The sequence below is a fragment of the Kocuria rhizophila DC2201 genome, from assembly GCF_000010285.1.
GTDB classification, from domain to species: Bacteria; Actinomycetota; Actinomycetes; order Actinomycetales; family Micrococcaceae; genus Kocuria; species Kocuria rhizophila_A.
This window is the reverse complement of sequence record NC_010617.1, coordinates 2,080,832-2,093,345: the sequence shown is the minus strand read 5'-3', so window position 1 is coordinate 2,093,345 and position 12,514 is coordinate 2,080,832. Positions and strand designations below refer to the sequence as shown.

General features: G+C 72.4%; 14 protein-coding genes. 7 read left to right on the top strand and 7 right to left on the bottom strand.

The features are described from left to right. Nucleotides 1-13 precede the first annotated feature (13 nt). Nucleotides 14-868: a siderophore-interacting protein gene (locus KRH_RS09065; RefSeq protein WP_012398909.1), complete on the bottom strand. Its 855-nt coding sequence runs from the start codon at nucleotides 866-868 to the stop codon at nucleotides 14-16. Between the two features lie 19 nt (nucleotides 869-887). Further along, the gene (locus tag KRH_RS09060) at nucleotides 888-1,571 is read right to left on the bottom strand and encodes a uracil-DNA glycosylase (RefSeq protein ID WP_012398908.1); all 684 of its coding nucleotides are present in this window, start codon (nucleotides 1,569-1,571) and stop codon (nucleotides 888-890) included. Nucleotides 1,572-1,632: 61 nt separating this feature from the next. On the opposite strand from KRH_RS09060, the gene KRH_RS09055 reads away from it, so the two are divergent. From KRH_RS09055 to KRH_RS09040, 4 genes are all read left to right on the top strand, one after another. Next, nucleotides 1,633-1,857 carry a DUF3263 domain-containing protein gene (locus KRH_RS09055; RefSeq protein ID WP_012398907.1) on the top strand — a complete coding sequence of 75 codons (225 nt, stop codon included), beginning with the start codon at nucleotides 1,633-1,635 and terminating at the stop codon, nucleotides 1,855-1,857. A gap of 84 nt (nucleotides 1,858-1,941) precedes the next feature. Beyond that, the gene (locus tag KRH_RS09050; protein WP_012398906.1) at nucleotides 1,942-2,199 is read left to right on the top strand and encodes a hypothetical protein; all 258 of its coding nucleotides are present in this window, start codon (nucleotides 1,942-1,944) and stop codon (nucleotides 2,197-2,199) included. A gap of 263 nt (nucleotides 2,200-2,462) precedes the next feature. Beyond that, nucleotides 2,463-4,097 carry a chaperonin GroEL gene (groL, locus tag KRH_RS09045; RefSeq protein ID WP_012398905.1) on the top strand — a complete coding sequence of 545 codons (1,635 nt, stop codon included), beginning with the start codon at nucleotides 2,463-2,465 and terminating at the stop codon, nucleotides 4,095-4,097. A gap of 156 nt (nucleotides 4,098-4,253) precedes the next feature. After that, nucleotides 4,254-5,369 (top strand): RNase H family protein, encoded by a 1,116-nt coding sequence (locus KRH_RS09040; protein WP_012398904.1) that lies wholly within the window; start codon nucleotides 4,254-4,256, stop codon nucleotides 5,367-5,369. A 7-nt stretch (nucleotides 5,370-5,376) separates the two neighbouring features. Here the strand turns inward: KRH_RS09040 and KRH_RS09035 are convergent, their stop codons facing one another. From KRH_RS09035 to KRH_RS09020, 4 genes are all read right to left on the bottom strand, one after another. Continuing rightward, entirely contained in the window at nucleotides 5,377-5,667 is a 291-nt protein-coding gene (locus KRH_RS09035) for a WXG100 family type VII secretion target (protein ID WP_012398903.1), read from the bottom strand. Nucleotides 5,668-5,768: 101 nt separating this feature from the next. After that, the gene (locus tag KRH_RS09030; protein WP_012398902.1) at nucleotides 5,769-7,241 is read right to left on the bottom strand and encodes a sensor histidine kinase; all 1,473 of its coding nucleotides are present in this window, start codon (nucleotides 7,239-7,241) and stop codon (nucleotides 5,769-5,771) included. A gap of 4 nt (nucleotides 7,242-7,245) precedes the next feature. Next, nucleotides 7,246-7,959: a response regulator transcription factor gene (locus KRH_RS09025; RefSeq protein WP_012398901.1), complete on the bottom strand. Its 714-nt coding sequence runs from the start codon at nucleotides 7,957-7,959 to the stop codon at nucleotides 7,246-7,248. 254 nt (nucleotides 7,960-8,213) lie between these two features. After that, on the bottom strand, nucleotides 8,214-8,483 hold the full coding sequence (locus KRH_RS09020; protein WP_012398900.1) for a hypothetical protein: 270 nt from the start codon (nucleotides 8,481-8,483) through the stop codon (nucleotides 8,214-8,216). A gap of 144 nt (nucleotides 8,484-8,627) precedes the next feature. On the opposite strand from KRH_RS09020, the gene KRH_RS09015 reads away from it, so the two are divergent. Genes KRH_RS09015 through KRH_RS09005 form a run of 3 tightly spaced genes read left to right on the top strand, consistent with a single transcriptional unit; the run spans nucleotide 8,628 to nucleotide 10,976 of the window. Next, nucleotides 8,628-9,011: a cold-shock protein gene (locus tag KRH_RS09015; RefSeq protein ID WP_012398899.1), complete on the top strand. Its 384-nt coding sequence runs from the start codon at nucleotides 8,628-8,630 to the stop codon at nucleotides 9,009-9,011. Further along, the gene (locus KRH_RS11810; protein ID WP_050738065.1) at nucleotides 9,004-9,699 is read left to right on the top strand and encodes a DUF3027 domain-containing protein; all 696 of its coding nucleotides are present in this window, start codon (nucleotides 9,004-9,006) and stop codon (nucleotides 9,697-9,699) included. The genes KRH_RS09015 and KRH_RS11810 overlap by 8 nt, the downstream gene beginning before the upstream one ends. 53 nt (nucleotides 9,700-9,752) lie before the next feature. Next, on the top strand, nucleotides 9,753-10,976 hold the full coding sequence (locus KRH_RS09005; protein ID WP_012398897.1) for an MFS transporter: 1,224 nt from the start codon (nucleotides 9,753-9,755) through the stop codon (nucleotides 10,974-10,976). 259 nt (nucleotides 10,977-11,235) lie between these two features. Here KRH_RS09005 and serC read toward each other — a convergent pair whose 3' ends face one another. Next, the gene (gene serC / locus KRH_RS09000) at nucleotides 11,236-12,396 is read right to left on the bottom strand and encodes a phosphoserine transaminase (protein ID WP_050738064.1); all 1,161 of its coding nucleotides are present in this window, start codon (nucleotides 12,394-12,396) and stop codon (nucleotides 11,236-11,238) included. Nucleotides 12,397-12,514: the final 118 nt, after the last annotated feature.

Here is a 12,514-nt window from a genome sequence, read left to right as displayed (position 1 = left end):
CCGAGCGCGGGCCCTAGAGGATCTGGCCCACGGGCAGCTTCTTCTCCGCCTGGAACACGTCCTCGGTGCGTCCGCGCGCCCAGTAGCCGGACAGGGACACCTGCGCACGCTCGAGGCCGCGCACCTCGAACAGCTCGCGGCGGGCGGCCTTCACGGCCTCGCGCTCGCCGTGCACGAACGCCTGCACGCCCGTGAGGTCCTCGGGCCACGCGGCCTCGGAGATCCCGACGACGAGCGCCCGCTCACCCGGGCGCTCGTCCGCCCGGTGCACCCACCGCACGCGCACCCCCTCGGGGACGGCCGTGTCGGAGAGGTCGAGCTCGTGGGAGGCGTCCTGGACCTCGAGGACCGCCTCGCCGCGCGCGTCGTGCGGCAGGGCCTCGAGGTTCGCGAGCACGGCGGGGACGGCGGCGTCGTCGCCCGCGAGGATGCTCCAGGTGGCGGCGGGGTCCGGAACCCACTTCCCGCCGGGGCCCAGGGCCACGATCCGGTCACCCGACCGCGCGGCCGCCGCCCACGGCCCGGCGTGGCCCTCGCTGCCGTGCAGCGCGACGTCGATCCAGACCGTGGCCGCGGCGGCGTCCACCCGGCGCAGGGTCATGTGGCGGGACACGGGCTGCTCGTGCGGGGGAGCGCTCTCGCGGACCGCCCAGTAGTCCGGCAGCTCGCCGGGGGCGGTGGCGGCCAGGGTCTGCGGGGAGAAGAACAGGAGCTTGACGTACTTCTCGGGCGCGGGGACGTCCCGGAAGTCCTCCGGGTTGTCGATGCGGCACACCACGCGCACCATGGCGGGGGCCAGACGGATCTGCTCGACGACCGTGAGGTCGAGCTGGGGCTTGCGGTCTGCGGGTGCTGGAATCCTCGGCATGGACCCAGCTTAGGGGACCCTAACCCGGCAGCTCCCACGAGACGGGCTCCGCACCCTGCTCGCGCAGCAGCTCGTTGGTGCGCGAGAACGGGCGGGAGCCGAAGAATCCCCGGGACGCGGACAGCGGCGAGGGGTGCGCGGACTCCACCGTGGGCGCCCCGCCCAGCCAGCCCGCGGTGCCGCGGGCGTCCCGGCCCCACAGGACGGCCACGAGAGGCGCACCGCGGTCGCCGAGCGCGCGGATGGCGCACTCCGAGACCGCCTCCCAGCCCTTGCCCCGGTGGGACGCCGCCGCCCCCGCCTGCACCGTGAGCACCCTGTTGAGCAGCATGACCCCCTGTCCGGACCACGAGGAGAGGTCCCCGTGCGGGGGAGGCTCGATGCCCAGGTCCGAGCGCAGCTCCTTGTAGATGTTCTGTAGGGACCGCGGGACCGGTCGGACATCCGGGGCCACCGAGAACGAGAGGCCCATGGCGTGTCCGGGCGTGGGGTAGGGGTCCTGGCCCACGATCAGCACCTTGACCGCGGACAGCGGCTCCCGGAACGCCCGGAAGATGTTCTCCCCGGCCGGCAGGGTGTGCCGGCCCGCGGCGTGCTCCGCGCGCAGGAACTCGCCCATCGCACGGATCTGCGGCTCCACCGGTTCCAGGGCGGCGGCCCACTGCGGGTGCATGATCTCGGACAGCGGGCGCGGGGCGTTCACGGTGGACCTCCTGGGGCGGGGCGGCGCGCGGGGCGGGGCGGCGCGCGCTAGGGTTGAGGCCATGTCTACCACGGGGGAGGAGCTCGACGAGCTGGACCGGGCCGTCCTGGAGCTCGAGTCCGAGCACTGGAAGTACCGGGGCGCCAAGGAGTCCGCGATCCGCTCCCGCCTGGGGCTCAGCCCCGTGCACTACTACCAGCGCCTCAACGCCCTGATCTCCTCGGAGGCCGCAGCCCGCCAGGCCCCCATGCTGATCTCCCGGCTGCGCCGCGCCCGCACGCGCTGAGCGCGCCGTGCGTGGGATAGTGTCCCGGGGCGCGCGCGAGCGCCGCGCTCCCACGACGGCCGACGGGTCCAGGAGGGCCAGACCATGAGCGAGTACCCCCACGACGAGTTCGACGACGTCCCCGAGGACGGCGCCCGTCAGGGCGCCCACCGGGGGCACAACCCCCGGGCGCGGGAGGGCTCCACGCGGCAGTTCCGCGCGGTCCTCGTCTCCGGGGTGCTGGCCCTCGTGCTCGGTGCGGTGTGCTTCGTCAACGCCCCGCGCACGGCCCAGGACGCCCAGGCCGACGCCGCACGGCCGGGGGCGTCCGCGACGCTCGCGGGCGGCGTCGTGCGCGGCTGAGCGGGCCCGCGTTCAGCCGGGAATGAAACCTGAGCCCACCACACGCAGACCGTTTGCGGTTCCGCGCGCAGCAGTGCCACTATTGGATTAGCACTCAGTCGAGTGGACTGCTAACCGGGTCCGGTGGCGGCCACCCGGCGCACGGGTGAAAACCACATCACGGTGAGGTGGTCGCGGCGCGGTGAGGACTGCGGCGCGAACACCGTCCGTCGCGGGCATCGTGACCAGTCTCTTTCGTCAACCGTCCAGGAGGGACGACACACATGGCAAAGATGATCGCATTCGACGAAGAAGCTCGCCGCGGCCTCGAGAAGGGTCTGAACACCCTCGCGGACGCCGTCAAGGTCACGCTCGGCCCGCGCGGCCGCAACGTGGTCCTGGAGAAGTCCTGGGGCGCTCCCACCATCACCAACGACGGCGTCTCCATCGCCAAGGAGATCGAGCTCGAGGAGCCGTACGAGAAGATCGGCGCCGAGCTCGTCAAGGAGGTCGCCAAGAAGACCGACGACGTCGCCGGTGACGGCACCACCACGGCCACCGTGCTCGCCCAGGCCCTCGTGAAGGAAGGCCTGCGCAACGTGGCCGCCGGTGCGGACCCGCTGTCCCTCAAGCGCGGCATCGAGAAGGCCGTGGCCTCCGTGACCGAGCAGCTGCTGTCCTCCGCCAAGGAGATCGAGACCGAGGAGGAGATCGCCGCCACCGCGTCTATCTCCGCCGCAGACCCCGAGATCGGCAAGCTCATCGCCGAGGCCATGGAGAAGGTCGGCAAGGAAGGCGTCATCACCGTCGAGGAGTCCAACACCTTCGGGCTGGACCTCGAGCTGACCGAGGGCATGCGCTTCGACAAGGGCTACCTCTCCGGCTACTTCGTCACGGACGCGGACCGCCAGGAGGCCGTTCTGGAGGATCCCTACATCCTCATCGTGAACTCCAAGATCTCCGCCGTGAAGGACCTGGTCCCCGTGCTGGAGAAGGTCATGCAGGCCGGCAAGCCGCTGCTGATCATCGCCGAGGACGTGGACGGCGAGGCCCTGGCCATGCTGGTGCTGAACAAGATGCGAGGCGCCGTGAAGTCCGTGGCCGTGAAGGCCCCCGGCTTCGGTGACCGCCGCAAGGCCCAGCTCGCCGACATCGCCATCCTCACCGGCGGTCAGGTCATCACCGAAGAGGTCGGCCTGTCCCTCGAGTCCGCCACGATCGACCTGCTGGGCCAGGCCCGCAAGGTCGTCGTCACCAAGGACGAGACCACCATCGTGGACGGCGCCGGCACCCAGGAGGAGATCGAGGGCCGCGTGGCGCAGATCCGCGCGGAGATCAACAACTCCGACTCCGACTACGACCGCGAGAAGCTGCAGGAGCGCCTGGCCAAGCTGGCTGGCGGCGTGGCAGTGCTCAAGGCCGGTGCGGCCACCGAGGTGGAGCTCAAGGAGCGCAAGCACCGCATCGAGGACGCCGTGCGCAACGCCAAGGCAGCCGTGGAGGAGGGCATCGTCGCCGGCGGTGGCGTGGCCCTCATCCAGGCCGGTGCCAAGGTCTTCGACTCCCTGAACCTCTCGGGTGACGAGGCCACCGGTGCGAACATCGTCAAGGTCGCCATCGACGCCCCGCTCAAGCAGATCGCCCTCAACGCGGGCATGGAGCCCGGCGTGGTGGTCGACAAGGTGCGCGGGCTCGAGACCGGCTGGGGCCTCAACGCCGCCACCGGCGAGTACGAGGACCTCATGGCCGCGGGCATCAACGACCCCGTCAAGGTGACCCGTTCCGCGCTGCAGAACGCGGCGTCGATCGCCGGGCTGTTCCTCACCACGGAGGCCGTGGTGGCGGACAAGCCCGAGCCCGAGGCCGCCGGTGCGGGCGCGGGTGCCGATCCCATGGGTGGCATGGGCGGCATGATGTGATCCCACTCCACTGACGTGGAGTCCCACCCGTTCCGCGGGTGCGACCGTCGAGGGACCCCGGACGCGCAGCACGCGTCCGGGGTCCCTCGCCGTCCCGGCCGGGGCCCGGAGGTCTGCGGCGTTATGCCTGTCGGGTGGGTTTGGGAGGATGGGGCCATGACGATCATCGCTTCCGCGGACGGCTCCGCGCTCGGCAACCCCGGACCGGCAGGCTGGGCCTGGTACATCGACCCCACCTCGTGGCGGGCCGGAGGATGGGCGCACGGCACCAACAACATGGGCGAGCTCACGGCCGTGCTGGACCTGCTGGAGGCCACGCGCCACCGCCGGGACGAAGCGCTCACGGTGTACTGCGACAGCCAGTACGTGATCAACTCGGTGACCAAGTGGATGCCGGGGTGGAAGAAGAAGGGCTGGAAGAAGCGCGACGGCAAGCCCGTGCTCAACGTGGACATCATGAAGGCCCTGGACCGTGAGCTGTCCGGGCGGAAGGTCACGTTCGAGTGGGTCAAGGGCCATGCTGGCCACGAGCTCAACGAGGCCGCGGACGAACGGGCCCGGGCCATGGCCATGGCGTACCAGCGCAAGATCCCGCCCGCGCAGATGCCTGTGGGGCCGGGATTCCGGGACGAGGCGTCCTCCAGTCCGGCGGCGTCCCCCTCGGCCGGGAAGCAGGGCGAACAGCAGGGGCCCGGCGCTGGTCCCGGAGCCGTCAGGGGCACCGCTGACCACGAGGCCACCCCCGCCCCGGATGCTCCCGGGAACGAGCCCGGTCGGGAGAACGCCCGATCGGACCGCAACCGCGCGGAGGTGGACGACGCCGCCCCGCACGACCTCCTCACCGAACTCGCCGCTCTGTCTGCAACCGATCCGGCGGGCCCGGCGGCCCCGGAGTCGCAGCCCTGGCCGCCCCACCTCGTGGCGGACGCCGTCCAGCGCGAACGCGCTGTGGTGTGCGTGCCCGCGGACCACCAGGGGGCGGCCGTGGGCTCCGCGCAGGTCTCCGGCGGGGAGCTGCTGCACCCCCGGGTGCTGTGCATCGACCGTTCCGGTAACACTGCGGGTGCCGCCGACTTCCCGGGGGTGCGCTCCGCCGGCGAGCTGGAGGAGGTGCGCATCACCGCGGTGGCCGCGGACGTATACCACCTGAGCTACCGGATCGAGGAGCCCTCCGTGGTGACCCGCCGCAGCTCCGTGTGGGTCCGCGAGGACCAGCACAACGAGATGGGCCCCTGGCTGCTGCGCTTCCACCAGGTCACCGCGGAGGACTGAGCCCGGCTCACCCGGCGAACATCCGGGTGTTGGCGGCCTCCGTCTCGGCGTACTGGGTGCCTGCGGCGGCCAGGGCCTGGTTGATCTGCGCCACGGCCTGCTCCATCTGGGCCTGGGCGGAGCGCCAGGAGCGGAACGCCTCCTGGAAGCTCGCGGACGCCGTGCCCGTCCAGGAGCCCTGCAGGTCCGTGAGGGTGGAGGTCATGCCGTTGACCTCCGCGGTGAGGCGCTCGATGTGCCCGTGGGCCTGCTGGGACTTGGCGGCGATGGTGTCACTGTCGACGACGAAATGAGCCATGGTGTTCCTCCTGCGAACGGTGGGTCCCGGCGGGGTGCCGGTGCACTGCACGCTAGGAGGGCCGGGGCGCGAGCCGGCAGGGGGAGCCCCGGCCTGGGGCTCTAGGCGTCCGGTGCGGCGTCGTCCACAGGTTCCGTGTGGGGGATCCGCACGGTGAAGGTCGCGCCGCCGCCCTCGGTCTCCTCGAGCTTCACGGCGCCGTCGTGCTGCTCGATGATCGCCGCGACGATCGACAGCCCCAGGCCGGTGCCGCCCGTCTCCCGGGTGCGGGAGGAGTCCGCCCGGTAGAACCGCTCGAAGACCCGCTCGGCGTCCTGGCCGTGGATGCCGGGGCCGTGGTCCCGGACCTGCAGCACGGCGGTGAACCGGCCGTCCACAGCGGGTTCGAGTCCCACGGCGAGCTCGAGCGGCGACCCCGCGGGGGTGTAGCGCAGCGCGTTGGTCAACAGGTTCGCCACCACCTGGCGCAGCTTGGACTCGTCCCCGTGCACCCATGCGGACTCGGGGGTGGAGTCCGCGAGCCCCCGCACGGTCACGGTGCGGTCGGGTGCGGTCGCGTGGGCGTCCGAGGCGGCGTCGTAGGCGAGGTGCAGCAGGTCCACCGGGCGGGTCGCCGCCACGCGCCGCTCGTCGAGCCGGGCCAGCGTCAGCAGGTCTTCCACGAGCTGGGTCATGCGCTTGGACTCGGACTCGATCCGGTCCATGGCCTTGCCGACGTCCTCGGGCGTCTGCAGGGCCCCGTGGCGGTACAGCTCGGAGTAGCCGCGGATGGACACCAGGGGCGTGCGCAGCTCGTGGGAGGCGTCCGCCACGAAGCGCCGCAGCTTGGTCTCGGAGCGGGTGCGGGCGTCGAAGGCGTCCTCGATGTGGCCCAGCATGGCGTTGAGGGACGTGGAGAGCTGCCCGATCTCGGTCTGGGGGTTGTAGCCCTCCATGCGCTGGGAGAGGTCACCGTCCGCGATCCGTGCGGCGGTGGCCTCCACCTGGCGCAGCGGCTGGAACGCACGTGTGACCATGACCCACCCCACCGTCATGGCGGCGATCAGGGTGGCCAGTCCGAAGCTGAAGGTCAGCAGACCCACGCCGGAGATGATGGTGTTCGTGCGGTCCAGGGGCTCGGCCACCACCACGGACATGTCGAACATGGTGAGCTTGGTGGGCACCACGCGCCACGTGCGCTCGGAGGCCCCCACGGATCCCACGGTCTCGGCCTGGCCGTCGTGGGCGATCACGTACTCCAGCGTCATGGCGCCGAGGTCCGGGTCCAGCTGCTCGCCGGAGGCCGCCGCCCCGCCGCGCGCCGTGGCCACCACGTGTCCGTCCCGGTCGAGCAGGAACCCGGACGTGGGCACGGGGGTGCTCACGTCCCCCTGCAGCGCACCCGTGAGCACGGGGGCCACCGTGGGGATGGACTGGCGCAGCTCCTGGTCCATGCTGGTCACGAGCGAGTCCCGCAGCACCGAGACGGCCACCAGGGTGGTGACCAGGATGCTGACGGCCAGCAGCACGCCCGTGAGGGCCATGAGCTGGGAGCGCAGGGACGCGGAGCGGAACCGCCGGGCCAGGAGGTTCAAGGACTCAGTGGCGCTTGTCCGCGGAGCGCAGCAGGTAGCCCACGCCGCGCTTGGTGTGGATCAGGGAGGGCTGCTCGGGGTCGTTGTCGATCTTGCGGCGCAGGTAGGAGATGTAGGACTCCACGATGGAGGCGTCCCCGTTGAAGTCGTACTCCCACACGTGGTCCAGGATCTGCGCCTTGGACAGCACCCGGTTGGGGTTGAGCATGAGGTAGCGCAGCAGCTTGAACTCGGTGGGGGAGAGGTCGATCTCGCGCCCGCCGCGGAAGACCTCGTGGGCGTCGTCGTCCAGGACGAGGCCGTCCACCTTTAGGCGGGAGTCCTCCTCCTCGAGCGGCTGGGTGCGGCGCAGCACCGCGCGGATGCGGGCGACCACCTCGTCGAGGCTGAAGGGCTTGGTGACATAGTCGTCGCCGCCCACGGTCAGCCCGGCCACCTTGTCGTCGGTGTCGTCCTTGGCGGTCAGGAACAGGATGGGGAAGTGGCGCCCGGCGGCGCGCAGCTTGCGGGTCACGGAGAAGCCGTCGATGTCCGGGAGCATCACGTCCAGCACGGCGAGGTCCGGGTCCTCGGCCTCGGCCTTGAGCAGGGCGTCCCGGCCGTTGGCGGCGGTGACGACCTCGAACCCGGCGAACCGCAGGGACGTGGCGAGCAGCTCAAGGATGTTGGGCTCGTCGTCCACGACGAGCAGCTTCGCTTCGGGAGTTTTCGCGTTCATGCGCTCATTGTCTCCGAGTTTCCTGGACGCTTCCTGGCGTGTGTCCGGCCGCTTTCTGAGTGCCCCACGGGTGGGTGCGGATCGCCGTGTCCGGCGGGACTGCGGTTCCCTGGGCGGCAGTCACGTGAGTCCCGGCCGCCGCCCCGGGAGCACGGTCCCGAGCGCGGCGGGCTGGCGTCGCCGGGACGGGCGCCGTGCCCCCGTCCGGTACGACGACGCCGCTGCCGGCCCGGGTGTTCAGGCGCCGGGCCCGCTCAGCGCACCGAGCGGCGTCGTGCCCCGCGCAGCAGCTGCAGGCAGACCAGCAGGAACGCGACCGGGAGGACCACGGCGGGGAAGAGCGTGACACCGCGCCACAGCACGTGGCCCCCCGCGGCGGCCACGAGGACGGCCACGAGGCACAGGGCGCTCAGGCCGGCCAGCACGAGGGCCACGGTGAGCAGCGGGGGAATGCCCCGCCCGGGGGTGCGGGCCGCGCCGGGGGAGGAGGTCGCGGGGGTGGTGGGGGCAGTGGATTCAGGCATGAGCACAAGGTAGCAAGCGGGGGTTGTGCGCGCGGGACCCGGACTGTCGCCCGGGCGCGCGAGGGCTAAACTGTGGTGTTCGTAAGGTGCCGCGCCCCGGGCGCGGTGACCGCACCGTGACAACGAGAGACTGAGGTGATCCGCGTGCCCACGGGCAAGGTCAAGTGGTTCGACGCAGACAAGGGGTTCGGTTTCCTGGCCACCGACGACGGCCAGGAAGTCTTCCTGCACTCGTCGGCGCTGCCCAGGGGCGTGACCACCGTGAAGCCCGGCACGCGGATGGACTTCGGGATCGCCGACGGCAAGCGCGGCGCGCAGGCGCTGTCCGCCACCGTCCTGAGCGCGCCGCCCTCGGTCGCCCGCAACACCCGCAAGCCGCCGGAGGAGATGGCCGTGCTCACCGAGGACCTCATCAGGCTCCTGGACGGGATGTCCAACGGGCTGCGCCGCGGGCGCTACCCGGACCGTTCCCACGGCCACAAGATCGCGGCCATCCTGCGCACCGTGGCGGATGAGCTCGATGTCTGAGCCGGTGGAGCAGCAGAACGAGCAGAGCACCGGGGAGCGCGGCAGTCAGGGTGAGGCCTCGCCAGAGGCCCGCCAGGACGCGCCGGGGGCCGTCGTCGGCACCCCGCCCACGGACGCCGTTGGGGCGGACACCGCCCCCGCCGAGGAAGCCGCGGCGACGAGTGGCCGGGCCGCCCGGGCGACCACCCGCCCCAGGACCCGCACCCGCGCCGCCAAGCAGGACGCCGTGCTCACGGCCGCCGTGGACCTCGCCCGTGAGGCCGTGGTGGCGGGAGCCCACGACGCCCGGGGGATCGGCGAGCACCTGGGCGTGCGGGTCCAGGAGGACCGTCTGCTCACCCACCTCTTCGACTGCACGCTGCCCGGGTACCCCGGCTGGACCTGGTACGCCACGGTCGCCCGCGCCCCGCGCAGCAAGCACGTCACCGTGTGCGAGTCCGGGCTGCTCTCCGGCCCCGGCTCCCTCCTCGCGCCCCCGTGGGTGCCCTGGGAGGAGCGCATGCAGGCCATCAACGAACAGGGCGGGCAGGACGACGATGCCGCGCGGCCCGCGGAGAGCGGCACTGCCGGCTCCAATGGCGACGCCCGGGGCGGCTCCGCGGAGACCGGCGCGAGCGCCGGGGCATCCGGTGCACCCGGCACGGACGGGGAGCGCACGGAGACCTCCGAGGACGGCGCGTCATCGTAGTCGGCGGGTCCGGGACCGCGGGGGAGGACCTCGCGGCACCGGAGGGGACCGGGATGTTCCGGTCCCTGCGCATCCGCAACTACCGCCTGTGGTTCACGGGCGCACTGGTGTCCAACATCGGCACCTGGATGCAGCGCACCGCGCAGTCGTGGCTCGTGTTCGACGAGCTCACGGACCACGACGCCACGGCCATGGGCGTGGTCATGGCCCTGCAGTTCGTTCCGCAGCTCGTGCTGGCGCCCTACGCGGGCGTGCTCGCGGACCGCTACGACCGCCGGCGGATCCTCGTGGTCACCCAGGGAGTCATGGCGCTGCTCGCCGCGGCGCTCGGGGCCCTGCTGCTGCTCGGGGTCGCGGAACTGGGCACGGTCTACGGATTTGCCCTGGCACTGGGGATCGTGGCCACCTTCGACGCCCCCGTGCGTCAGACGTTCGTCTCCGAGATGGTTCCGGACACTTACCTGTCCAACGCCGTGGCCCTGAACTCCACCTCCTTCAACTCCGCGCGGTTGATCGGGCCGGCCGTAGCGGGCGTGCTCGTCGCCGCGGTGGGCACCGGGTGGGTGTTCATGCTCAACACCCTCACGTTCGCGGCGATGATCTGGGCCATCCTGCTGATCGACGGCACGCGGCTGCGCCCGTCCCCCCGCGCCCGGAGGGCCCGCGGCCAGATCCGCGAGGGCGTGGGGTACGTGCTGCACCGCCCGGACCTCGTGGCCGTGATGAGCACCATCTTCATGATCGGCACGTTCGGCATGAACTTCGCCGTGTACCTCGCGGCCATGGCGGGATCCGTGTTCGGCCAGGGCTCCGAGGAGTTCGGTGTGCTCAACTCCGTCCTGGCCGTCGGCACGGTCACCGGTGCGCTGCTCTCGGCCCGGCGGGAGCGGGCCCGTCTGCGCTACGTCTTCATCGGATGCGCGGCGTTCGCGGTCTCGTGCCTGGGGGCCGCCACGGCACCCGCCCTGTGGCTGTTCGCGGTGTGGCTCGTCCCGTGCGGGGTGTCCTCCCTGACCATCATGACCACCGCCAACGCCTACGTGCAGAGCACCACCTCGCCCACCATGCGCGGACGGGTCATGAGCCTGTACATGGCCATCTTCATGGGCGGCACCCCCATCGGTGCGCCCGTGGTGGGGTGGCTCACCGACACGCTCGGCGCGCGCTGGGGCATGGGCTCGGCGGTGCTCGCCGGGCTCTCGGGCGCGCTCATCGGCGCGTGGTACGCGTGGCGGCACGCGGCGCCGCGTCCCGGGGTGCCCTCGACCGCAAGCTGACGGAGTCCCCCGGGGGCGGCGTCCACCACCCCGGCGCCCACCACCCCCGCACTGCCGCGCTCGGGACCGGGCAACTCGCCAGGAACTGCCACCAGCCCCGCAACGGGCCCCGGCAGCTGGCAGCGCCCCGCGGGGTGGCGTCCGGCGGAGCGGCGCCCACCGTCTCGGCCCCACGGCGCTCGGGACGGGTCGCCACGAACGGCAGCCCGCGTCGTCGTCGGGCCCGGCAGCCGACGACGCCGCCCGGTCGCGTCCGCGCTCAGGCCAGCTCGGCCACGGTCCAGTCGATGCACTCCAGCAGCGCCCGCACGTCCGACGGGGGGACGGACGCGAACGTGGCGATCCGCAGCTGGTTGCGGCCCAGCTTGCGGTAGGGGTCCACGTCCACCACACCGTTGGCGCGCAGCACGCCTGCCACGCGGGCGGCGTCCACGGCGTCGTCGAAGTCCACCGTGCAGACCACCGGGGAGCGGTGCTCCGGCTCCGCCACGAACGGGTGCGCCACGGGACTGGACTCGGCCCACTCGTAGACGAGCGAGGAGGACTGTGCGGTGCGCGCGGCGGCCCACTGCAGCCCGCCCTGCTCGTTGAGCCAGCGCACCTGCTCGTCGAGCATCACGAGGCCCGCGAGGGCCGGGGTGTTGTACGTCTGGTGCTTGCGGGAGTTCTCCACGGCCGTGGCCAGGGACAGGACGTCCGGGATCCAGCGGTCGGAGGCCGCGATGCGCTCCACCCGTTCGAGGGCGGCGGGGGAGAAGGCGGCGAACCAGATCCCGCCGTCGCTGCCGAAGTTCTTCTGGGGCGAGAAGTAGTAGACGTCCGTCTGCGCGAGGTCCACGGCCATCCCACCCGCGGCGGACGTGGCGTCCACCACGGTCAGGGCGTCGTCCACCGGCACCCGCCGCACCGGCATGGCCACGCCCGTGGAGGTCTCGTTCTGCGGCCACGCGTAGACGTCCACGCCCGCCTCCGGGCGGGGCCCTGCCGGGCGGGATCCCGCAGGGGCCTCGATCACGTGGGAGCGCTCCAGGAACGGCGCGCGGTCCGTGACGCTCGCGAACTTCGCTCCGAACTCGCCGAACACCAGGTGCTCGGCGCGCGAGCGGACCAGGCTGAAGGCCGCGCTGTCCCAGAAGGTGCTGGCACCCCCCAGACCCAGGACCATCTCGTAGCCGGCGGGGAGGTCGAAGAACCGCGCGAGACCCGCCTGCACGCGGGCCACCAGGTCCTTCACCGGGTTCTGGCGGTGGGACGTGCCCAGCAGGCGGGTCCCCTCACGCGCGAGGGCCGCCAGCTGCTCGGGGCGCACCCGCGACGGGCCGGCGCCGAAGCGACCGTCCTCGGGCAGCAGGTGGGCGGGGATCACGGGTGTGCTGGTCACGAGGGCTCCTTGCGGGCGGGCGGGGGCGGGTCTCCCCATTGTGCCCGTCTCCGCGGCCCCGAGGTGCACGGGGTGCCGGGACACGGGATGCCATGACGCGCGGCGCCGGGATGCGGAAGCCCCGGAGCCCGGCAGGGCCCGGGACGCGGGATGCGAC